15 protein-coding genes and 1 pseudogene are annotated in these 22,406 nt (G+C 43.3%); 7 read left to right on the top strand and 9 right to left on the bottom strand.

Translation table 11 applies throughout. The features are described 5' to 3' along the window. Position 1: 1 nt before the first annotated feature. From scyC to scyA, 3 genes are all read right to left on the bottom strand, one after another. Complete coding sequence (gene scyC, locus MAS10914_RS0119265) at positions 2 to 958, bottom strand: scytonemin biosynthesis cyclase/decarboxylase ScyC (RefSeq protein WP_017317590.1); 957 nt, start codon at positions 956 to 958, stop codon at positions 2 to 4. 11 nt (positions 959 to 969) lie between these two features. Next, positions 970 to 2,028, bottom strand: a complete 1,059-nt coding sequence (gene scyB, locus MAS10914_RS0119260; RefSeq protein ID WP_017317589.1) for a tryptophan dehydrogenase ScyB — start codon at positions 2,026 to 2,028, stop codon at positions 970 to 972. Between the two features lie 61 nt (positions 2,029 to 2,089). Beyond that, entirely contained in the window at positions 2,090 to 3,994 is a 1,905-nt protein-coding gene (scyA, locus tag MAS10914_RS0119255; RefSeq protein ID WP_017317588.1) for a scytonemin biosynthesis protein ScyA, read from the bottom strand. A gap of 1,249 nt (positions 3,995 to 5,243) precedes the next feature. On the opposite strand from scyA, the gene MAS10914_RS0119240 reads away from it, so the two are divergent. Then, on the top strand, positions 5,244 to 7,217 hold the full coding sequence (locus MAS10914_RS0119240) for a scytonemin biosynthesis sensor histidine kinase (protein WP_017317585.1): 1,974 nt from the start codon (positions 5,244 to 5,246) through the stop codon (positions 7,215 to 7,217). Positions 7,218 to 7,282: 65 nt separating this feature from the next. Further along, the gene (locus MAS10914_RS0119235; protein ID WP_017317584.1) at positions 7,283 to 8,113 is read left to right on the top strand and encodes a response regulator transcription factor; all 831 of its coding nucleotides are present in this window, start codon (positions 7,283 to 7,285) and stop codon (positions 8,111 to 8,113) included. A gap of 457 nt (positions 8,114 to 8,570) precedes the next feature. Here the strand turns inward: MAS10914_RS0119235 and MAS10914_RS33580 are convergent. Continuing rightward, a protein-coding gene (locus MAS10914_RS33580; RefSeq protein WP_198014941.1) for an IS630 family transposase occupies positions 8,571 to 9,447 on the bottom strand; the annotation gives its coding sequence in 2 pieces (ribosomal slippage) (positions 8,571 to 9,116 and positions 9,118 to 9,447; 876 coding nt in all). A gap of 1,332 nt (positions 9,448 to 10,779) precedes the next feature. On the opposite strand from MAS10914_RS33580, the gene MAS10914_RS0119215 reads away from it, so the two are divergent. Both MAS10914_RS0119215 and MAS10914_RS0119210 read left to right on the top strand, forming a co-directional pair. Continuing rightward, positions 10,780 to 11,475 (top strand): acyltransferase, encoded by a 696-nt coding sequence (locus MAS10914_RS0119215; protein WP_017317580.1) that lies wholly within the window; start codon positions 10,780 to 10,782, stop codon positions 11,473 to 11,475. Positions 11,476 to 11,573: 98 nt separating this feature from the next. Further along, positions 11,574 to 12,266: an acyltransferase gene (locus tag MAS10914_RS0119210; protein WP_026082672.1), complete on the top strand. Its 693-nt coding sequence runs from the start codon at positions 11,574 to 11,576 to the stop codon at positions 12,264 to 12,266. Between the two features lie 42 nt (positions 12,267 to 12,308). On the opposite strand, the pseudogene MAS10914_RS32975 reads toward MAS10914_RS0119210, so the two are convergent. Both MAS10914_RS32975 and MAS10914_RS35715 read right to left on the bottom strand, forming a co-directional pair. Next, positions 12,309 to 13,179 (bottom strand): annotated as a pseudogene (locus tag MAS10914_RS32975) (IS5 family transposase). Then, complete coding sequence (locus MAS10914_RS35715) at positions 13,176 to 13,502, bottom strand: hypothetical protein (RefSeq protein WP_017317575.1); 327 nt, start codon at positions 13,500 to 13,502, stop codon at positions 13,176 to 13,178. Before MAS10914_RS35715 ends, MAS10914_RS32975 begins: the two are co-directional and overlap by 4 nt. Positions 13,503 to 13,772: 270 nt before the next feature. Here MAS10914_RS35715 and mtnA point away from each other — a divergent pair, with 270 nt between their 5' ends. Next, a complete protein-coding gene (gene mtnA, locus MAS10914_RS0119190; protein WP_017317574.1) occupies positions 13,773 to 14,834 on the top strand; it encodes an S-methyl-5-thioribose-1-phosphate isomerase in 1,062 nt (353 codons plus the stop codon). Between the two features lie 139 nt (positions 14,835 to 14,973). Here the strand turns inward: mtnA and MAS10914_RS0119185 are convergent, their stop codons facing one another. Together MAS10914_RS0119185 and MAS10914_RS0119180 are read right to left on the bottom strand one after the other, a co-directional pair. Beyond that, positions 14,974 to 16,110 (bottom strand): ABC transporter ATP-binding protein, encoded by a 1,137-nt coding sequence (locus tag MAS10914_RS0119185; protein WP_017317573.1) that lies wholly within the window; start codon positions 16,108 to 16,110, stop codon positions 14,974 to 14,976. Between the two features lie 55 nt (positions 16,111 to 16,165). Further along, a complete protein-coding gene (locus MAS10914_RS0119180; protein WP_017317572.1) occupies positions 16,166 to 16,885 on the bottom strand; it encodes a GUN4 domain-containing protein in 720 nt (239 codons plus the stop codon). A gap of 526 nt (positions 16,886 to 17,411) precedes the next feature. On the opposite strand from MAS10914_RS0119180, the gene MAS10914_RS0119175 reads away from it, so the two are divergent. Continuing rightward, positions 17,412 to 18,833, top strand: coding sequence for an NADP-dependent isocitrate dehydrogenase (locus tag MAS10914_RS0119175; RefSeq protein ID WP_017317571.1), 1,422 nt, complete (start codon positions 17,412 to 17,414; stop codon positions 18,831 to 18,833). A 279-nt stretch (positions 18,834 to 19,112) separates the two neighbouring features. Here the strand turns inward: MAS10914_RS0119175 and MAS10914_RS0119170 are convergent, their stop codons facing one another. After that, a complete protein-coding gene (locus MAS10914_RS0119170; RefSeq protein ID WP_017317570.1) occupies positions 19,113 to 19,301 on the bottom strand; it encodes a hypothetical protein in 189 nt (62 codons plus the stop codon). Positions 19,302 to 19,764: 463 nt separating this feature from the next. Here MAS10914_RS0119170 and MAS10914_RS0119165 point away from each other — a divergent pair, with 463 nt between their 5' ends. Further along, on the top strand, positions 19,765 to 22,293 hold the full coding sequence (locus tag MAS10914_RS0119165; protein ID WP_017317569.1) for a mannose-1-phosphate guanyltransferase: 2,529 nt from the start codon (positions 19,765 to 19,767) through the stop codon (positions 22,291 to 22,293). The last annotated feature ends 113 nt before the right edge of the window (positions 22,294 to 22,406 follow it).

Here is a 22,406-nt window from a genome sequence, read left to right as displayed (position 1 = left end):
ACTAATGACTATTTGGCATATAACTCAGACCTTGAGCCAACGTATCAAAGTTGCCTGCTTTGGCTTCCAAGAGACGTTTGATGTTCAAGCTTTCAGAGCCAAAGTCTTCAATTTGGAGTTTGCCATGAGGCAAATGCTCTCCTACTTTCCAGAATGTAATTCGGTGCTGGATAAAACCAGGAGCTTCCGGGTCTCCGAAAGCATGGGAGGCTGGGATGAGTAGCACCGGAGAGCGTTGATAAAATCCGTAGTCTGGGTAGAAAAATTCGTGCTCCAGCAAGTACCATTTGCTAACAGGTTGCACCCGCTGAGTCACTTTTACCTTTTGGTCATATTCATCGCGAAACTCGCCCGAGGAGGGAGTTATCTCGCCATCTGCTCTCAGCAAGTGTGCCCAATCATCCATGTTCCGGAGATCAGACAAAAACTCAACTCCCATCTCTATTGGAGCATTCACATAGATGGTATCGGCTTCGATAAAGTAGCGTCCTTTTGCCGCAGCACTCAGACCAGCCTTGCGTTCCAAATTCCCTTTGAGAGAACGACACTCAGAAGTGTGTACCGTGTGTATTCCCTCCATAATCAAGGGACTTCGCCGCTTCGGATCGACAAAGCTGATCCAGTGTAAGTACACCCCCTTTTCATCCGTTCCTGGCTCAATGTAGTCCGCAGGAAACAGTAGAACAGGGTAAACCTGATAATATTTCTGATACTCTAACCCGCAATGCCACTCAATGCCATAAAAATGCGGGTGATCCAGTCTTTTCACATGATAGTAAAGTTTCCGTTGATAGCCAGACGCAGTTCCGAGCCAGGTATCTTCGTCAACTTGCTCTTCCATCCGGCTATAGAGCGTCCACTCACCTAGGTTTTTTAGACTGCAAAGGTATTCATAGGCGCTCTGGGGGGAAGTGGCAATATATGCCGATGTTGCAAATGTATTTCTTTCGGTTACCATTTATCACTCCTTTACGCCACAGCCATAGTTTTGAGGTGTCGAGCTTTGAGGATTCTGTCTTCTGCCAACTGCTTAGAAGCATCGTTGGTAGTGATTTCCTGCTTTTGCGCTCTGTCAAAAATTTCCAGTAGCGTGTCGTAAATGTTATTTACTTGCTGGAAGGCTCTTTGTTCGTTGTAGCCAATCATTTCGTTGTAAACGTTGATTAGCCCACCAGCATTAATGACATAATCTGGACAATAAAGAATTTCTTTTGCTGTCAGCATTTGACTGTGGAGTGCCTCAACTCCTAGCTGATTATTGGCAGCACCAGCAATAATCGCAGCTTTAATGCAAGGAATTGTCTCACTATTAAGAATTCCGCCTAAAGCACAAGGAGAAAGCACATCTACATCCAGAGAGTAAATTTCGTCTGGCTCGACAACAGTTGCACCAAAAAGACGTTTTACTTGCTCTGTTTTCTCTTGAGAGATGTCGGTAACAAACAGTTTTGCCCCATGCTCGTACAGGTGGCGGCAAAGATTTTGACCGACATTTCCCAGACCTTGAACTGCCACTTTCAGTCCCTTGAGGTCTTGGGTGTGCAAACGGAACTCAACAGCAGCTTTAAGTCCTAGAAAAACTCCCCATGCTGTGACAGGAGCCGGTCCGCCTGACCTTTCTTCTACCCCCACAACATATTTAGTTTCTTGGCTAATTGTTCTGACATCGTCGGGAGTCAGATTCACATCTTGACCTGTAATAAATCGTCCTTTAAGACTTTCGACAAAACGTCCGTAAGCTCTAAACAGGTCTTCAGTCTTCTTTTCAGGATGAGCAATGATAACTGCTTTTCCTCCACCAACTGGAATGTTAGCGCAAGCAGCCTTGTAAGTCATACCACGGCTTAGACGAAGAGCATCTTTTAAAGCAGCCTCCTCTGTGGCATAGGGCAACAGTCGTGTTGCTCCCATTGCAGGTCCCATACTCGTGTCATGGATAGCAATAATTGCTTTGATATCTGGGTCTTTTCCATGACAGAAGAGAACCTGCTCGTGACCCATTTCTGTAACTGTTTTAAAAAGGTTCACCCTAGTCTCCTTGTTCACCTGTGAGTTTGTAGTAAGCGCTTAATCGCTTACTACAAACTAATTAGACATTTGGAAATGATACTTGTGGAAATGAGACGTGCAGTTCAGTCTTTTCAGCCGAAGTTGGCTTTGCTCCCTGTGATGCCAGACCTTGATTCCGTCCTTTGGATGGTGCGCGTCTGTCAGGGTTAATGATGACATCAATAACGATTGGACCTGTGGCTGCCATTGCTTGCTCTAATGCTGATAAGATATCAGTCTCTTTGTTGATGCGGATTCCTTCGGCTCCCATACCGCGAGCAATCATGGCAAAATCTGCCTCTGGAATTAATGCATCTGCACCTTTTAGTCCCAACATTGACATGCCTTGATGGCTCATGTTGTAGCGGGCATCGTTGAGTACAATCCAAACAGCAGGTATCTGGTATTTCACAGCCGTGCTAATTTCGTTATTCATCAGCATTGCGCCGTCGCCAACAATCGCTACGGCTTTGCCATGACGTACAGCTGCTGCTCCGACGACTCCCGCAATGGCTTGACCCATTGCTCCGACTCCTGTACTGATACGGTAACGATTTGCTTGAGTAAATCGCAGGAGATGCGTTGACCAAAGGAACGAGTTACCACACTCCGCCAAGACTATAGCGTCGCTATCCTCGACAATGACCTTTTGAATTGCCCCCATTAAGACCTCTGGTCTAACTGGAGATTCAGAACCTGGTGCCATTTCCTCGCGTTCAGGACAAGGTAACCATAAAGATGTGACCGATGCACTTGCTAGAAGGTCATCGTGTTGCAAAAGTGCTTGTAAAAATGCTTTGATGTCAGACTGAATAGCGAAGGTTTCCGCTTTTGGATATGCGACTCCTGGCACGGTTGGGTCAATGTCCACATGCACAAAGCCTCCTGGAGGAACCAGCAATGGGTTCCAGAAGGAAGTCGGTTCGCCAAGGCGTGTTCCCAGTACGAGGGTGCGTAGAGGAGGTTGCTGTTGCATATAGGTCATGACAGAACCATGACCTCCCAAACCTGTGACCCCTACAAATTGGGGATGGTCTTCGGGAAAGATGCCTTTGCCTCGGGGTGAACACATGACTGCTGCCCCGGTTCTCTCGGCGAGTTGGAGGATTTCTTCTGCTGCGTCACGGGCACCAAAGCCCACCCAAATGGCAAACGGTCCCTCAGATAGTAACTGTGCAGTTCTAATGATTGTTTCTTGAGTGGATGTGACCAGAGAACAATGAACGCCAGGGAAAGACGCCAATGTCTCATCAATTGCACTTGTCTGTACGGCAGTGGGAATGCTCAAATGAGCAACGAAACCTCCCGGTTGCGCCAGACCGAGAGCAAGTTTGCGAAAAATCTGTGGGAGTTGTGCTGCACTTTCCACAGTGGTAGCATAGTTAAACAGCACTCCTGGGGTAAAAATTCCCCCAGTTGGCAGAGTGTCGGTGCTGGTTTCCTGTATAGCCCACCGTCCGCGCTGTGGAGAGGAGGTGCAAGCTGAGAGCAAAATCACTTTTGCACCTTCCCCTCTAGCAGCAAATAATCCGGTAAGAGCGTTAGTCATGCCTGGTCCTGCTGTGGTGAAGACTACAGTAGGACGACCAGAGGCAAAGTAGGCTTCAGTCGCTGCAAAGGCAGCTCCTGCTTCATGACGAAAATTCAGCACTCGTATGAGGCTATTCGATAGCGAACCCCAAATTCCTGCCATCGCACCGCCATTGACGCCAAAGGCGCAGCACACTCCCAAATCTTCCATCATTTTGGCGATCGCATCTGCAACCGTTAGCGAAGGCTGTGCTGGCTGTTGGACAACAGGGGTAGTCTTTGAGTTACCATTGAGCTTGTCTTTTGAATCTTGTGTGCAACCAACTGTCTCTGACTGTACACAGCCATTTGGTTGGTACACATCGTATGGCTGAGTGCCGATTTGAGAGGTTATCTGAGTGTAGTTTTGACTCATTGCGTCTACAAACTCCCTGATTATTGGAGAGGGTGCGAGTTAGCTTGACTCGAGCTGCGCTTGCACTCAAAGCCTTGAGTATGTGTCATGCCAAAGTCTGTGTTTCTTTGAAATGCGATTTTCGACCCAGCTTAATGAAAGCTGAGAGTAGAGAGATACCGCTTTTTCATTAGGAGAAAAACTTGTACGGCAGGAGGAAAACAATCTAGGTTGTGGTGCTTATGGAAACAAGACTACAGAAGCTATATACCTTGCCGCAATGAAGAATCTTTTGATTGGGTTGTCAATTTTTTTGCTGTTGTTTTTACTCAATGTGATGCCTATTTAGCCCGGTTGAACAAGTTTTTTCTACCTTTTGGTAGTTTACCGTCTATCTTTGGCTTTTATTCTTCAGTTTGAGTTTTAATTTATACACACAAAATCGACTGACCTGAGAAAAACTAAGGACAACAAGTGGATGATGCAACCACAAAATAGTGATTATCCTCATTCTTAATAAAAATTTAATATTTTAGCTGATTCTGCTTAATAAAGTGACAGATGTTGTCATGAAGTTGCCATAAAACCTCTGTCAATTCAACGCTATGTTGTTATTGATACTCATTAATTTTATAAAAAATATGCCTTTAGATAGATCAAAAAAAGTTAATCTTTTGTACCAAAGGGTTAGGGTATCTCTTTTGACAGATGACTTTGTAAATAATTTTGTAGTTGAATCATTAAAGAATAAATCAAAAAACATTAAGCTCATGAAGAAAAATTTGCCCATGATAATCTAACAATTTGTCTAAGATTCTGCTGACATTAAGCCATTTAACCGCGGTACAGTTTCATCAATCACTTAATCCGTGAATAGCAAACTGTAACAGTTAGCAATTTGACTAAGAGAAAACTGAGGCAAGCCCTCAAACTTATAGAGGGAGAAGAGTATAAGACGTTCAAGACTAAGTAGAATAAACCTACTCGTATGTAAAAACTGATAACTGAATGCCTGTTTTCAGAATTTAAGTTTTCTACTGTCTCTTATAAACTGTTTGAAACAGCAAGGGAGGCAGAGTATTGTTTTTTACTTCTGTACAAAATCGTGAGTTAATTTTAAACTTTCTGTAAACTTATATTAAGCTCCTTAAAAATTTGATATTTTAATTCTTGGGCAAGAGAAAAGCCTAACTGCAAATTTAGGAAATTTTGATAACAAGCCCGTTGAGCGCTATAGTGCCAAATTATACAAGTAGAGCGGGAGAGGGCTATGACTTTTGGTGACTATATGTTATCCAACACCAATTCTCAATCGGCGCTACAGCCGGAAGAGGAGTTAAAACTGGCAAAGTTTATTATTAACCAGGTTGCAGATGCTGTCTTCTATGTGGAATCAAACGCACAAATTCTCTATGTCAATGACGCTTTCTGCCAAATGACAGAGTACTTCCGTGAGGAATTACTCTCAATGACGCTGAAAGATATGGACGTAGACTTTTTGCCACAAGATTGGTTAGAAATATGGTCAGCGCTCAAGCAACAGGGTTCCCTCACCTTCAAATCCCGATATCGAACAAAAGCAAATCAGGTATTTCTGTTAGAAATCACTATCACTTATATAGAACATCAAGCTAGAGAATTTGGCTGTGCCTTTGCTCGTGATCACAGTAATGAGTTAGTAGACATGAGCGTGCAACGGTATATCAATAAAAGCCCCGATCCCAAGGAAGAGTTACAGCAAGAAGTTATTGAATATCAAAGGACAGAAACTGAACTAGAAACATCTCTTTCTCTACTTCATTCTACGCTGGAATCCACTGCTAATGCCATAGTTGCAGTGAATTTTGAAGGAGAATTTCTTTGCTACAACCAGAAATTTATGGAGATGTGGCAATTCCCAGACTCTGTTACCTTGTCCAGGAAATGTAACCGAGCCAAAGCCTTTTTTGAGAGCAAAGTTAAAGACCCAGAGATTTTTCGTCGGGCTGTTTGGGAAATGTCCAGCCAATCAGATAAAGAGAGCTATGAGTTGGTAGAATTGAAAGATGGGAGAGTCTTTGCACATTACTCTGAGCCACAGCGGTTAGAAAACAAAATTATCGGTAGAGTGTGGAGTATCTGGGACGTTACTGAATCCAGAAAAACAGAAGAAGCACTTAGGCTCAATGAAGCCCGATTTCGTACTTTGGCAGAAACGACAGAAGCTAGTATTTTCCTGATTCATGACAAACACATTTGCTATGTTAATCCTGCCGCAGAAGATTTGAGTGGATATACAAAAAAGGAATTGCTGAATAATTTTAATATTGACCGACTCATTAAAGGCAAAAAGCTTAGGCAGGTTCAAAAGCAAGATGGAGCAGGTTGTTGTGAATATCAGGAGATGCAGATTCTGACAAAAAACGGTGTCAAGCGCTGGCTAGCTTGTACAGTAGGAGTACTTGATGGGGTGATGGATTTTGCAAGTAAGCAGGTTGAATTAGTCACAGCCATCGATATCACAGATTATAAGCAGGCAGAGTCAGAGGTTCGTCAAGCTCTTGAGCAAGCAAAACGACTGAGCGAACTCAGAGAACGCTTTGTCTCTATGCTCTGTCATCAATTCCGCACCCCGTTGAATATTGTCTCATTCTCTGCTGATTTACTCAGACGTCATATTCACCAATGGACTGAAGAGAAAAACCGTTCGTATTTAGATTTAATTCAAGTTGCTGTTCAACAAATTAGTGAGTTACTAGATGAAATTTTATTATACGGTCAGGCAGAAGCGGCGAGGTTGGAGTGTGAGCCTAGACAGCTTAATTTAGATAGGTTTTGCCGCGACATTTTAGCACAGGTGCAGATAGCAAGTGGTGATCAGAAATTAATCAATTTTGTCACCCAAGGTAACTGCTCTACTGCTTATTTAGATCCAAAACTATTACAGCATATTCTAACTAACCTACTCTCAAATGCTATCAAGTATTCACCTAATGGCAGCGCGGTAACTTTTAGACTTTGCTGTCAAAGTAAAGAAGCGATTTTTCAAATTAAAGACTCAGGTATTGGTATTCCGGTAGTAGATCAACAACAAATGTTCGAGCCGTTTTATCGTGGCAGCAATGTTGACAGTATACCAGGTACTGGATTAGGTCTATCAATTGTTAAAACCCTAGTAGATTTACATGGCGGTGAAATCGCTGTGGAAAGTGTAGTGGGGGTTGGCACGACTTTTACTGTCAAACTGCCATCAACTCACTCTTAATTATTACCCATCACTCGGCACAGAGTTCAGCAACCCTAAGCTCCTTCAAATTTAAGTGATTGAACATGATGCACGAATCAGCAAAAAAAATTCTTATTATTGAAGATGACACAATGAGTCGCAATATTTTCTTAGACGGTCTTGCGGCTGAAGGTTTTGACACAATTGGTGCTGAAAATGGTACTGTTGGTATCCAAAAAGCACAAGAGCATCTACCCGATTTGGTTATTTGCGATATTCTGATGCCAGATACGGATGGTTTTGGCGTTCTGACGATGCTGCGCCAAGATCCGGTGACTGCAATTGTACCTTTTATTTTTCTAACGGGCAGCGATAGCAAGGTATCTCTTCGCAAAGGTATGGAGTTGGGAGCAGATGACTATCTTACCAAGCCTTGCACATTAAAGCAGTTACTCAGAGCGATCACAGTTAGATTAGAAAAGCAATCAAAACTTATGCATTACTGGTATGCTGCTTGCTGCCAGAAATTATCAGTACCAGTAGTAGCAGGCACAACTTCATCAATAATTTCAGAATCTATCTTTCCATCTGTACCGCAACTCAAAGAAGTTTTCGAGTACATAGAAGCCAATTATGACCAAGGTATCACTCTGTGCGACGTAGCTGAGGCAGTTGGTTACTCTTCTGCTTACTTGACTAACAGAGTGGCAAAAATCACAGGAGAAACAGTAAACGGCTGGATTGTTAAGCGCCGGATGTCAGCAGCACGTCGCTTACTCCAAGAGACTGATCAAACAATCGAGCAAATTGCGACAGCACTCGGCTATCAAAACGCCTGTCATTTCTCCCGCCAGTTTCGTCAACACCACGAGATACCTCCCCAAACTTGGAGAAAAGAGCATCAACTCATTCGGCGTTGCAAAGTCGAAGTTTGAAATAGGAAGACAACCTGCCTAATCTCATTTCCGTGCTTTTACTAAACAAGACTATGATGCTCTATGATGCAGCACAATAGTAACTAAAGCTATAGATTGATGAGGTTTGGTGCTGAATTAGTTTTTCTCATATCTTGCACCTATCCGTATAAGCCTAGGCTTAGTCAAAAGCAGCGCAATTCAGTAGAATAAGGGCTTCAGGATTCATAGTGAGTTTGAAAATTACATCAAGCTTTCTTGGTGCAAGATGTCAGTTTTTGGTATCTGTGAAGAAATGGAAACGGAAGTAGTCACCATCTTGTCTGTGAGGAATTGGATTTCTCGCTCAAGAAAGAGCAACTCACAGAACGTGGTAAGCAATTGCTCGAATGCTTTGAGGATGTGCATACAGCCGATGTTAGGAGCTACTAGAAAGTATTTTGAGCAACAGAGGTATTTATAGCCGTAGCCATATTAGTTAGGACGCTGCTTGCTTGAGAACGGTTTCTATTGCATCACGTAAATTATCCGATTTGGGTAACAGCTTGCGAACCCTACTTTTTAACCATGCCCAACACTTTTCAATCCGATTAAGATCTGGCGAATAGGGCGGCAGATAGACTAGCTGACACCCTGCAGCTTGAATTAATTGGGCAATCCGACCACCATGATGAAACGTTGCATTATCTACAATCACCCACTCACCCGGACGCAACACCGGAATCAAACACGTTTCTAGCCAGGTCTCAAACACGGTTCGGTTACACGCCCCCTCGACAGTAAATGGCGCAATCAATTGCCCCTCTCGATACCCAGCAATCATATTAATGCGACCTTGCCGTCGACCCGATTTGAGGTCGTAGAAGCGTTCCCCAACAAGGGAGTATCCGTAGCCGTAGTTGTCGCGTTCATCCATACCAGACTCATCAACATATACCAGATGAGACGCTTTCGGGTTATCCAGTTGCGCTAACAACGCTGCCCGTTTAGCTTCATCTCGTTGACTATACCCGTATGTTTTTTTTACGTGTATGTCCTATCTTTCGTAATGCCCTTGAAATCGTGCGTTGGCTAATTTCCCCATCCCATAGCTGTGCCATTTCGCTCTGGGTTTTATCCCCATGCTCTTTGACAAAAGTGCGAAACTTCTCCCAATCGCTGATTTTGCCGCTCTGCTGCGATGCTTTCCTCGGTTTGGGTTTGACATCACCCGTTTGGGCTTTGCGCTGCAACCACAAGTTAATCGTATTACGACTGATATTGAACACTTGGCTGGCTTCAGACTTCTTGAGACCGTCCAACTCAATCGCTTGCATAACTTTTTGCCGGAAATCATCACTATAAGCTTTAGCCATTGAAATGGGGTAGACGCTCTGGGAACTCTTTTAGTTTACGTCCTAATCTTGTTGGCTATAGCTATACCTCATGAAGGTCAATCCTGCATACACTAGCCTCATTGGACTGGTTAAGCATGCGCCTCAGTATGCATTAGGTAGCGATGAAGCAGATGAGGCTAACTGAAAATATTCCAGGCTCCATAAGCGCCTATCTTGACGTGAAGTCAGGAAAGGACGTTTGGAGTCTGTGGAATTAACTCAATAGCAAGTTAAAACACTCTGCTGGAGTTCCTGCACAAGCAAACGGAGGACACGAGTTCTCTTAGTCGCAAGCATCAACAGTAGGAATGATTCTTTGGAAGATACACTGTGGGGTTCCCTGTGCCGATATTTCTAGACTAGTGCCTAGATGTGCGTAGATTTTTAGAAGCGGTTGAAATAAACAAGTAGAGGGATAAACCTATCTATCTCTCTAGACTGATGGCAGATAGTCTGTCCTATAATTTATATAGGATTATGATTAAACCCAATCGGTGTCATTATCAGCGTGATTTGGTTAGTTTGTAAATCCTCTGCGTGCAACATGACAACAGCAGCAAAGTCGAGCAACTGGCTGCAGCAAATTCGTCATAGCGCTCGGGGAAGCGTTTACTTGTTTGCACCGATGGTAAATTTTAACGTAATGGCAGAAGTTGGGGACAGTCCCCCCTGATTTAGTTGTAATTGAATAGAAATGCCAAGAGAAATTCAACAAAAATTACTTTTTTCCTTGCAATAGGTGGAAAAAATGTAGTTCTGTTGAAGAAGCAGTCGGTTTAACTGCATCTTTTGGGAAAAGACTATAGATCCTCAGCAGAAAGTCCCCTCAAAGAGAATAATTGTATCGGTAGTTGCATAAAAATCTGTTTTAACATTCTCTGGATAAGGAAAAACAAGCCAATTTAGATAGTTTGATGGTTGATGCTTCCATAAACTTAATATTAGGCTTTTAAACTCCCCAGAGAAAAGACTAGTTGTGTATCTGCCTATTATGTGAATACCGTTACAAGTTTTTCTTGCAAGTAAACACAATTAATGTGCAGAGCAAGAAGATAAATATACATACATTTATTCATCTAACCAGAGGGATTGACAGTAACTGCAATAGAGAGTTTCCCAATGACTCGAATTAGTATGAGTTCTTCAAACATTACGAGACCATTGGAACTTTTCTATATGACTCCAAATCCACTTTATGGAGTAAGAGATACCAGCATAAGTGGAAATGCAAAGTAATGAAACACAGGTTGGGAGTAAAACCCTACAAATCTTAATTCTTGTCAATAACCCTTACGTGAGGATTATGCAGTTATGAATAGAGAGCCATCTTTGTCAAAGTTGCAGCGCTTGCAAGAGCTTTTAGTTATTAGTTTACTAGGAGGTTTGCCAACAATTGTATTGGGACCAAAGCTCCGAAATCTAGTGTATCGTACCATTTTTGCCAGTATAGGTAAGCAGGTTTATATTCAGGAAGGTGTTGAATTTCTCAGTGCTTCTTATGTTGAAATAGGGAATGGGGTGTTTATTTTTAAAGGTGCTCGTCTAGATGCACGAGGACATCAAAACAATAGAATCTATTTGGGCAATGGAGTAGCCATTGAACGTAACGTTAACATCGGACGTTTGGAGGACTCGTACATAGAGATTGGTCAAGAAACTTTTGTTGGCCCTGGCGTTTGTATTGCTGGACCTGGAGATATCAGAATAGGTAAGCGGTGTCTTATTGCAGCAAACTCTGGAATATATGCAAACAATCATAATTTTGCAGATCCCATAGAGCCAATTAAATACCAAGGTATTTCTCGTAAGGGAATTGTGATAGAGGATGACTGCTGGCTAGGACATGGCGTAGCAGTCTTAGACGGAGTGACTATTGGTGAGGGTAGTGTTATTGGTGCAGGAGCTGTTGTTACCAAAGATATTCCCCCGTACTCAGTCGCTGTGGGAGTACCTGCAAAAGTTATCAAAAGCCGAACTAGCAAGCAACTGGTGAACACAAGAGACTAAGAAATAGGAGCAACTTTTAGGCTTGGCATAAACGCCAAGCCTGTTAGCCTGAAATCTATTTCATTTTCATCAAGACATATATGAAGTTTAATTTCACAATGAATAGCAGAATATTTTTTTTAAACTGGAAGCGTTTACAAGAAAGTTTATTGACCAACTTGTTAAGGAATATCCCCACAAAAGCGGTGGGCAGTAACATACGAAATCTGCTATATCGTACTATTTTTGCCCATATTGGTAGTTCAGTTTATATTGAAGACGGCGTTAAATTTATAAACACTTCGTGTATAGAAGTTGGAAATGGGGTGTACATTCTACAAGGTGTTAGTATAAATGCGACAGGAGACCCAAACAATAGAGTTTATCTTGGAAATAAAGTAACCCTGGAGCATGGCGTTGATATTAGGGCATTGAAAGATACCTGCATCTACATTGATGAAGGTACATTTATTGGTCCTTACGTTTGTTTAGCAGGTCCAGGGAACATCAAAATTGGCAAGCGGTGTCTCATTGCAGCGCATATAGGAATATTTGCCAACAATCACATTTTTGACGACCCTACACAGGATATCGAAGACCAAGGTGTGACACGCCAGGGAATTAAGATTGAAGATAACTGTTGGCTAGGGCATGGGGTGACTGTATTAGATGGTGTGACTATTGGTAAAGGTAGTGTCATTGGCGCAGGAGCTGTTGTGACCAAAGATATTCCCCCGTTTTCTGTGGCTGTGGGAGTACCTGCAAAAGTCATTAAAAGTCGGCAGGAAAAAGAAGTGCTTAATTTAAATTAACAAGCTAACAGCTACTAGCAATAGACCTCTTGCAAAAGTCGGTCAAACAGAGTCACTTTTAGCTAGGCGAAGCTCATAGTTATATAGACCAGCGATGAGGTTAAACCGCAAACCAAATCGTTTTCGACGATTTCTATAGCGATCAGACAAAATTTTAAATATTTTGAGCTTCCGATGTACGTGTTCACCCACAACTCGAACTTTGGCTAACTCCTTATTGCTCTGTTTGTCTTCACGATTTAAGGAACCTTTTGAAGGCTTCTTTTTTGGAATCCGACTTTTGGTATGAAGTTTTTGAATTCCTTGATAACCTTTATCACCCAAGCATTCGATATCTTCTCTTAACCGAATTTTACTATTTTTAAATATACGAAAATCGTGTTCTTTTCCCTTACCGTGAGCCGTACAGATTATTTTCCCGGTCGCTTGCTCTACCACTACTTGTGACTTAAGCGTGTGTCTTTTCTTTTTCCCACTATAAAACTGTTTTTGTTTTTTTTAGGACGTTCTATTGGTGTTTCTGTGACATCTACCACCACTACTTCTATTTGGTAATCAGACCTTTGTAGTTTCTTTTTACCAGGAAGGCTAAAGGTTCTTGCGGTCATGAGAATGTCTTCAATTTTCCGAATTATACGATATGCTGTTGATTCGTTTACACCCCAAGATTGACCTATGTGAAAGTACGTGCGGTACTCTCTCCAATATTCCAAGGTCATTAACACTTGGTCTTCCACGCTCAGTTTTCCTGGTCGTCCTGTTTTCTTTTTTGATGGCGATACGCCTTCGGCGTCTGCGCTCCGCGCAATCGCTCTCGCACTACCTCCACCATCTGAGTAAAAGTCTCCGGACGCACTCCACACAACCGTTTGAATTCTTCAATTTTGAGGTGTTTTACCTGTTGATAGGTCATATATGTTGCTCACTCTCACCTACTTGTCCCATGTAACGGATGACTTTTGCAAGAGGTCTAATATACAGCGAGAATCTGTCAAGCTCTTTTAGAAGGTGGTTTGGCAGATTTTTGTTTTGCCTAATATTCAACCCTGGTAACATCGGGAAATGACCAAGTCGTGGTGGTATGTGAGCTACGGGGAACGCAGCCATCATGTCTACTTTTTTGCCATCAACATAGACATCACAAAGCCAGAAGATAGCACGGCAAGAATTGCAATTACCAAGAGAATTTTGCGGGATATGAGTTTGGTTAAAGGCATTGTTATCAATTGATGACATAAATGTTAAATTATCAAACAAAACCTATACATTTATTCATAAAAATTAATTTATTATGAAAATAACACCCTAGTTCTAATAGCGTAGACGCACAAGATGGCTGATTCTAGCCTTTAGACCGCCGTTCTCTGAAAAATTTATCTCTTAGGTATATACGCATTTACAAAAGTTCTACCCGATAACAGTAAAAAGTTACAGATACAGAAAAAATGCTATAACCTGTAGAATTTCTAACGTTACAATTTGAAAAAATTAATTACGTTAAATTCCATGAACTCTCCCACAAACCAGGTTTACCCTGTTATTTGGCACAACGAATCGGTTTCACTGATTGACCAAACCCGCTTGCCCAGAGAGTATGGGTTTGTTGAAATTCACCGTTGCGAAGATATGGCACGGGCAATTAAAACCATGATTGTACGAGGTGCGCCTGCAATTGGCGTGGCTGCAGCATACGGAATGTATCTTGGGGCAAGGGAAATTGAAACCAACAACCGCGATGAGTTTTTGAATCACTTGGAGAAAGTGGCACAACTGTTGCGTTCCACTCGTCCAACAGCGGTGAATTTGTTTTGGGCAATTTCACGGATGCTGAAAATCGCCTATGAATCTCTTGGAACAGTAGAAGAAATCAAACAAAACCTCCTAAACACTGCCCAAACCATCAATGCGGAAGATTTACAAACCTGTTATGCAATTGGCGACTACGGTTTAGCAGCCTTGCCCAAGACTCCAGAAAAACTAACAATACTCACCCATTGCAACGCAGGAGCATTAGCAACCGCAGGTTATGGCACCGCTTTGGGTGTCGTGCGTTCTGCTTTTCGAGAAGGGCGTTTAGAGCGTGTGTTTGCCGACGAAACGCGCCCTCGCTTGCAAGGTGCAAAACTGACGACATGGGAATGTGTCCAAGAAGGCATTCCAGTCACGTTAATTACTGACAGCATGGCGGCTCATTGCATGAAGCAGGGTTTGATTGATGTCGTAGTTGTCGGTGCTGACAGAATCGCTGCTAACGGAGACACAGCCAACAAAATTGGTACATATAGTTTAGCAATCATAGCTAAAGCACATAATATTCCTTTCTATGTTGCTGCACCCCTTTCCACGGTTGATTTTTCTTTACACGACGGCAGGAAAATTCCAATTGAAGAACGCACTCCAGAGGAGATATATAAAGTCGGCAGCACCATCCTCACACCAAATGGCGTAGAATTTTACAATCCAGCTTTTGATGTCACACCAGCTGAACTCATTGCAGCAATCATCACAGAGAATGGCGTCTTCGCTCCAGGAGAGTTAGCAAACTCTCAGGTCAAGCAAGTTGCTTAACTGCAAATTTTTATGCTACTTGAAGTCAAACAAAGCCTGCGCTAACAACAAACAGTAGACAAAGTTTGGGCGCAGGTACCCCTATTCCTTAATAAAATCAGGAAGTTTGGTTATAAAACCTTTATCTACACAATAATCATCAGGGATAAAATCTATTTCCAGTTGCAGAATCAAACACAAATAACTTATCTAAATCTAATTCCAAACAAAGGCGATCGCCTCTGTGAGGCGGGCGCAAAGCCCCATCGCCGGGATGGAGACGCACATTTGCACCCGTCTGAATATTTAGCATCACTCCCGAACCTGGTAAGCCCACACGAATCAAAGTTTCCCTCCCCAGAGGCTCAACCACCTTCACTTCTACCTCTAATCCAAACTTCTCCTCTGTGCGCTCTGTACGCCTCTGTGGTTCATTTAAATGGATATTCTCCGGACGAATGCCCAAATCAAACCCTTGCCCTGCCGTAGGGCGCAATCTCTCCCGCACAGAATTAGGGCAAGGTAACATCTGACCACCCACATCAAAACTATGACCCGTGAACTTGGCTGGCAGAATATTCATTGGGGGATTTCCCAAAAAAGTTGCCACCATGCGGTTAGCTGGTTGGGAATAAATATATTGTGGCTCACCGATTTGTTGAATTTGTCCCCGGTTTAGCACCACAATCTTATCAGCCAAAGTCATCGCTTCAACTTGGTCATGGGTAACGTAGATAGTGGTAATTCCCAATTGTTGATGGAGCTGTTTTAACTCTGCTCGCGTATCATCTCGTAACTGAGCATCTAAATTAGACAAAGGCTCATCCAGCAAAAAGACTTGTGGTTGACGGGCTATTGCCCTTCCTAACGCTACCCGCTGCTGCTGTCCGCCAGAAAGTTGTTTGGGTTTGCGCTCTAACAAGTGTTCTAGAGAAAGCGATCGCGCTACCGTCATCACTCTTTCTTGAATGACTTTAGCGTCAATTTTCCGCATCTGCAACCCAAAAGCAATATTTTGCGCCACTGTCATGTGAGGATACAGAGCATAGTTTTGAAAAACCATCGCCACATCCCTTTGTCGGGCTGGGATATTGTTAACCTGCTTGTCCCCAATGTAGAGTTTGCCAGAGGTGACAGTTTCCAAACCAGCTATACTTCGCAAAATGGTAGACTTACCGCACCCAGAGGGTCCCACAAATACCCAAAACTCTCCATCGGGAATTTCAAAAGTAATGTCCTCAATAGCGGTGACGTTATTAAATCTACGCTTGACGCTTTCTAGACGAACGCTTGCCATTTTTAAATTTTGTCCTTTGTCCTTTGTCGCTTAACTAATGACTAAGAAGCAATGACTAACTATTAACCCAAGCAGGGTGAGATAGCAAAGATGCAATAACTCGCACTCCACGCAGTTGATTAGACAGAGGTAGATGACCTCGGGGAGCGCTCAGATTCCAGGTAAACTCGTTAGGATAACGCGTCCAGTTATTGCCATTTTTCCAACCAATTTTCGTCCAAAGATTGTCCCAGTTTTTCCCCAATCCTAACCAAATTTCTCGCTGTACAGAAAAGCCAAATTTGCCATCTGAGTGAACTAACCACAGAGTGTTAATCGTCCTTAGATCAGTGACAGGGAAATTTTCTGCTTCTGTAAAATATAACCATTTTCTTTGTACTGCCGCAGGTCCCGCGACTTCACACATTTTTTGCAGAGTCATGCGATCAGCTGCTTGGAAGTCACAAGCGGCAAGTAGCTGTTGCAAGGGACTATAATCGATGCCACAGTCTGATGTCAAAGGTACAATCCCAGAAGGGAAATAAGTTTGCAAAAATTCTTTTGCCTTAAGTGAATCAGAGTTATAAAGAACCTGATATGCTTTACCGTCAACCGAAGTTGCAGGATTTTCTCTACGTTCATATAAAAATTCCATCAGGACATCCAAGCCCACATCTCCTAAATTAGCTAACTGTGGGATAACCTGCTGTTGAACTTGAAGAGACCCAGCGACTAACGGTTGGCGGAGGGAGTCGATGTCACTAGCAGTGCCTGGTACAATCAATGGGTCTGTCATGCCATTACTCGTGGAATGCAATTGGTGAACAAGCTATTGGCTATCAAGTGTTGTGGACGGTGAACACTGATAGCGAAGAGTAGTTTACAGGAAATCGCAAAGAATGCCCACTCATTCTTTTTTACAGTTGCAATGCCTTACGCTCCTAACCCCTTACACCTCATCCATTTATTCATACCCAGTCAGTACAGTGACTTATTGACAGTGGGATTTTAACATTGCGAACTCTTGCTTGCTCACCCTGATGATGATCTCTTTTAGCTACGTCATTGATAATACTTTGCTATCTATTCAAAGAGTACACTAAGTAAAGCCTGCTAGCTCTAAGATCACAATGGTTTAGCAGCAATTTTATGCGCCCTGTGCCTACGATACAAACAGGGAAAAAACTCTGCGCCTCATCAGCCTGATAAATTTATCAAAACAAGACACAGCAAAATCTGCTAGCCTTCCAAACATAAGTCTTTCACCTTTGGGATATAAACCTAAAGGGTATTCTGTTGCAGCCTAGCCTCAGGAGTGTTTAATGTACGACAAAATTAGCCCGCCCACAACAGGAGCAAAAATCACCTTCAAAAATGGGGAGCCGATTGTTCCAGATAACCCGATTATCCCCTTTATTACGGGAGACGGCACGGGGATAGATATTTGGCCCGCTACCCAAAAAGTGCTTGATGCTGCGATAGAAACGGCATACAAGGGCAAGCGGAAGATGAGTTGGTTTAAGGTTTATGCCGGAGATGAAGCTTGTGAATTATACGGTACATATCAGTATTTACCGCAAGACACGCTGACGGCGATTAAAGAATATGGTGTTGCCATCAAAGGACCTCTGACAACCCCTATCGGCGGTGGCATACGTTCCCTGAATGTGGCATTGCGGCAAATTTTTGACCTTTACGCCTGCGTGCGTCCTTGCCGCTACTATACAGGGACACCATCACCCCATAAAAACCCAGAAAAACTAGATGTCATTGTCTACCGCGAAAATACGGAAGATATTTATTTAGGAATTGAGTGGCGACAAGGTGACGAAATTGGCGATCGCCTGATTTACATCCTTAATAATGAACTGATCCCCGCCACACCGGAACACGGCAACAAGAGAATTCCTTTAGACTCAGGCATTGGTATTAAACCTATCAGCAAAACCGGTTCCCAGCGTTTGGTACGGCGTGCCATCAAACACGCCTTGCAACTCCCCAAAAATAAGCAAATGGTGACTTTAGTGCATAAAGGCAACATCATGAAGTACACCGAAGGCGCTTTCCGCGATTGGGGTTATGAACTGGCAACCACCGAGTTTCGTAATGAGTGCATTACCGAAAGGGAATCTTGGATTTTGAGTAACAAGGAGAACAACTGCGATATCTCCTTGGAAGAAAACGCCCGAATGATTGACCCTGGGTTTAACGCCTTGACTGAAGAAAAGCAAGCCCAAATTGTCAAGGAGGTTGAAACAGTTCTTAACACAATTTGGGAAACTCACGGTAGTGGCAAGTGGAAAGACAAGATAATGGTCAATGACCGCATTGCTGACAGTATTTTTCAACAAATCCAAACCAGACCCGATGAGTATTCCATTCTGGCGACGATGAACTTGAACGGCGATTACTTGTCTGATGCAGCAGCGGCTATTGTTGGCGGACTAGGGATGGGACCAGGGGCAAATATTGGCGATGAATGTGCTATTTTTGAAGCCACCCACGGTACTGCACCCAAACACGCGGGTTTAGATAGGGTGAATCCCGGTTCGGTGATTTTATCTGGTGTGATGATGCTGGAGTATTTGGGTTGGCAAGAAGCGGCGGATTTGATTAAGAAGGGTTTGGGCGATGCTATTGCCAACAGTCAAGTCACATATGACTTAGCTCGGTTGCTGGAACCGCCAGTGGAACCCTTAAAGTGTTCTGAATTTGCCGAGGCGATCATTAAGCATTTTAGTTAGTCCATTGCTAAAATCCTGCTTTTTTGCCCTCTCCCCGTTACCCGTTAACGAGGAGGGGGTTTTGATAGGAGGCTGCATGAACGCTCTTTGTAAGACACCTTTTTCAAACAAATTTTCCTAACGCATCCTACTAGGATGACTCGCCATCATCAGTATTAACAGAAACAGTGCAAGGAATCTGGAAATGAGTAATAAAAATCGTCAGTCAGGCATTTTCCAAAAGTTCTGCCAATCAGCTAGATACATCTGAGGGCCAACTCTGTTGAAAAACCGTAAACTCTAACCCTTAAGAGCCTTTCTAAAGTTTTGACGATAGGATTTACTTGTAATAATCAAAGCAGGCCACAATAAGGCTAAACTAAGCCGATTGGGCAAAGTGCGCTGGAAGTTAGTCCGGTTAAATCCATTGAAGAACTTCCAAACACCACCTGCATAAACCACCACTAATCCAAAGACGATTAATTCCATTCAGCACAACTCCACAAGCAATTCACAGAATTTAAGTTAAGGTTTACTGACACCATATTGGCACTTCATAACGATATCGAAAAGCAATTAGTCAGCCCCAAATGAGCAGAAACTGCTGCTGAACACTTTGGCTGTCGCTGTCATCGGCATCATAGTTAATTAATACATTCTTATATCAAGTTTAGAGTAGCTCTGTGCATTATAGCCATCCACCCATAAGTCCTTAAGGAAAAAATAAAATAAAAAAACTCTTTTGACTTTTGTCTTTTGACTTTCTACCCATTGCCCTTCTTGATTTTGTACAGACAAACAGGCTAGTGTGGCGAGTAGATATTCTTAATCCCGACCAGATGCATCTTGCGAAAGTTCCCTAAAGTAAAAGATCCATAGGAAACTAAAGAAAACACAACTTACTTTTACGGGTATTAACGCAGCAAGTGGTGCAAACAGCTAAGGAGGATTTATGCGTGCAGTACTGATGGCAGGTGGTTCAGGAACGCGGCTTCGTCCGCTCACTTGTGACCTGCCCAAACCAATGGTGCCCATCCTGAATCGACCAATTGCCGAACATATTATCAATCTCCTCAAACGGCATCAAATTACAGAAGTGGTTGCCACACTGCATTATTTACCTGATGTCTTGCGAGATTACTTCCAAGATGGCAGCGACTTTGGCGTTCAGATGACTTATGCCGTAGAAGAAGACCAGCCTTTAGGAACCGCCGGCTGTGTAAAAAACATTGCCGAACTCTTAGATGAGACCTTCTTAGTAATTAGCGGTGATAGCATAACCGATTTCGACTTAACTGCGGCAATTGAATTTCATAAACAAAAAAAGTCAAAAGCAACTTTGATTTTGACTCGTGTGCCCAACCCAATTGAATTTGGGGTAGTCATTACTGATGAAGAAAGTCGGATTCGTCGATTTTTAGAAAAACCTTCTACGAGTGAAATTTTTTCCGACACTGTTAACACTGGCACTTACATTTTAGAACCAGAAGTATTGGAATACCTGCCAGCAAACCAAGAATCTGACTTTTCTAAAGAGTTGTTCCCCTTACTACTATCAAAGAATGAGCCAATGTATGGTTACATTGCTCAAGGTTATTGGTGCGATGTGGGTCACTTAGATGCCTATCGCGAGGCTCAGTACGATGGATTACACAATAAAGTAAAACTTGACTTTGCCTATAAAGAAGTTTCGCCCGGTTTGTGGGTTGGTCAAAACACTTATATCGACCCTACCGCTGAGATTCAAACCCCAGCAGTCATTGGGGACAATTGCCGCATTGGGGCAAGAGTTGAGATTGAAGCCGGAACAGTCATTGGGGATAATGTCACCATTGGCGCTGACGCCGATCTCAAGCGTCCGATTGTTTGGAATGGAGCGATTATCGGGGACGAAGCACATCTGAGTGCTTGTGTGATTTGCCGTGGTGCGCGTGTAGACCGGCGCGCTCATGTGTTAGAAGGTGCTGTGGTTGGTTCGCTTTCGACTGTGGGAGAAGAAGCCCAAATTAGTCCTTTTGTGCGCGTTTGGCCTAGTAAAAAGATTGAGTCTGGGGCAATTCTGAATATTAACTTGATTTGGGGGAACACGGCTCAACGCAATCTGTTTGGGCAAAGAGGTGTCCAAGGATCAGCCAATATCGACATTACCCCAGAATTTGCTGTGAAGTTGGGAGCCGCATACGGTTCAACTTTAAAACCAGGTTCTCGGATAACGGTTTCCCGCGACCAGCGTAATGTTTCGCGTATGGTCACTCGCTCATTAATTGCTGGTTTGATGTCAGTGGGTATCGATATTCAAAACCTAGATGCCACAGCTATCCCAATAGCCCGCACAGTTATACCCACAATGTCGGTAGCTGGTGGAATTCATGTGCGGGTGCATCCAGACCGCCCCGATTACATCCTAATTGAATTCATGGATGCCAAGGGAATTAATATCACCAAATCCTTGGAAAAGAAAATCGAAGGGGCTTACTTCAAGGAAGATATGCGGCGATCGCAAATTCATGAAATTGGCAACGTGGCATACCCCAGCCAAGTGATGGATCGATACTGCACCGCTTTCGAGAAGCTTTTGCACATTGATACAATTCGCAACAGTCGGGCAAAAGTCGTCATTGACTACGTTTATTCGGTATCTGGGGCAGTGTTGCCGCAAATGTTAGATAACTTTGGTGCTGATGCGGTAGTGCTGAATGCCAGCCTCAATAAAACCGCCGTATCAGCAACTGACCGCGAACCACTTCTGACACAGCTGGGTCATGTGGTAGAGGCGTTGAAGGCTAATTTTGGCGTCCAGGTTTCGGCGAATGGAGAACAGCTGATTTTAGTTGATGAATCTGGCATTCCTATTCGTGGGGAAATGTTAACAGCACTGATGGTAGATATGATGTTAACTGCTCACCCCAGAGGGACAGTTGTGGTACCAGTTCATGCTTCCAGCGCTGTGGAACAAATTGCCCGTCGCCATGATGGTAAGGTCATTCGCACGAAAGCAAATCCTACAGCATTGATGGAAGCTTGTCAGAAAAATTCCAATGTGGTGTTAGGAGGCAGTGGCGACACTGGCTTTATTGTTCCACAATTGCATCCAGGGTTTGATGCCATGTTCTGCGCCGCCAAGCTCATTGAGATGCTAACGATACAGGAGCGCTCTCTAGCCACTGTACGGTCAGAATTACCCCGCGTGATTCATAAAGCATATACAGTACGTTGTCCTTGGACTGTCAAGGGAGCACTGATGCGCTACTTGGTGGAAACTCATCCGGCTCAGAACCTCGAATTAATTGATGGGGTGAAAATTTGTCAACCCTATGATGACAGTTGGGTATTAGTGTTACCAGATGCTAGCGAACCAATTGTACATTTGTACGCTAACAGTAACGATCGCGACTGGGTGGATGATTCATTAAGACAATACCGCGCTCGCGTGCAGGCGTTTGTCGAAAAGGAACAGGAACAAGTCGTGGCTGAAGTGTAAAAGAAGAGGGGATAGGGGATAGGGAATAAATCAACCTCAACTCTCAAACCTAAAACCTATCCCAACACGGTGGTTCCCATCAGCCCTCATAGCAAACGATACGAAACACTAAA

The sequence above is a fragment of the Mastigocladopsis repens PCC 10914 genome, assembly GCF_000315565.1.
Taxonomy (GTDB): domain Bacteria; phylum Cyanobacteriota; class Cyanobacteriia; order Cyanobacteriales; family Nostocaceae; genus Mastigocladopsis; species Mastigocladopsis repens.
Note: the sequence above shows the minus strand (reverse complement) of the source record. Positions and strands in the feature narration are given on the sequence as shown.

What these genes read in the sequence shown, in the direction of transcription:
- MAS10914_RS0119240 (WP_017317585.1), top strand. Translation starts at nt 5,244, where the DNA reads ATGACTTTTGGTGACTATATGTTATCCAACACCAATTCTCAATCGGCG.
- MAS10914_RS0119165 (WP_017317569.1), top strand. Translation starts at nt 19,765, where the DNA reads ATGCGTGCAGTACTGATGGCAGGTGGTTCAGGAACGCGGCTTCGTCCG.
- MAS10914_RS0119180 (WP_017317572.1), bottom strand. Translation starts at nt 16,885, where the DNA reads ATGACAGACCCATTGATTGTACCAGGCACTGCTAGTGACATCGACTCC.
- MAS10914_RS0119235 (WP_017317584.1), top strand. Translation starts at nt 7,283, where the DNA reads ATGATGCACGAATCAGCAAAAAAAATTCTTATTATTGAAGATGACACA.
- MAS10914_RS0119185 (WP_017317573.1), bottom strand. Translation starts at nt 16,110, where the DNA reads ATGGCAAGCGTTCGTCTAGAAAGCGTCAAGCGTAGATTTAATAACGTC.
- MAS10914_RS0119175 (WP_017317571.1), top strand. Translation starts at nt 17,412, where the DNA reads ATGTACGACAAAATTAGCCCGCCCACAACAGGAGCAAAAATCACCTTC.
- scyC (WP_017317590.1), bottom strand. Translation starts at nt 958, where the DNA reads ATGGTAACCGAAAGAAATACATTTGCAACATCGGCATATATTGCCACT.
- MAS10914_RS35715 (WP_017317575.1), bottom strand. Translation starts at nt 13,502, where the DNA reads ATGTCATCAATTGATAACAATGCCTTTAACCAAACTCATATCCCGCAA.
- MAS10914_RS0119210 (WP_026082672.1), top strand. Translation starts at nt 11,574, where the DNA reads ATGAATAGCAGAATATTTTTTTTAAACTGGAAGCGTTTACAAGAAAGT.
- mtnA (WP_017317574.1), top strand. Translation starts at nt 13,773, where the DNA reads ATGAACTCTCCCACAAACCAGGTTTACCCTGTTATTTGGCACAACGAA.
- MAS10914_RS0119170 (WP_017317570.1), bottom strand. Translation starts at nt 19,301, where the DNA reads ATGGAATTAATCGTCTTTGGATTAGTGGTGGTTTATGCAGGTGGTGTT.
- scyA (WP_017317588.1), bottom strand. Translation starts at nt 3,994, where the DNA reads ATGAGTCAAAACTACACTCAGATAACCTCTCAAATCGGCACTCAGCCA.
- MAS10914_RS0119215 (WP_017317580.1), top strand. Translation starts at nt 10,780, where the DNA reads ATGAATAGAGAGCCATCTTTGTCAAAGTTGCAGCGCTTGCAAGAGCTT.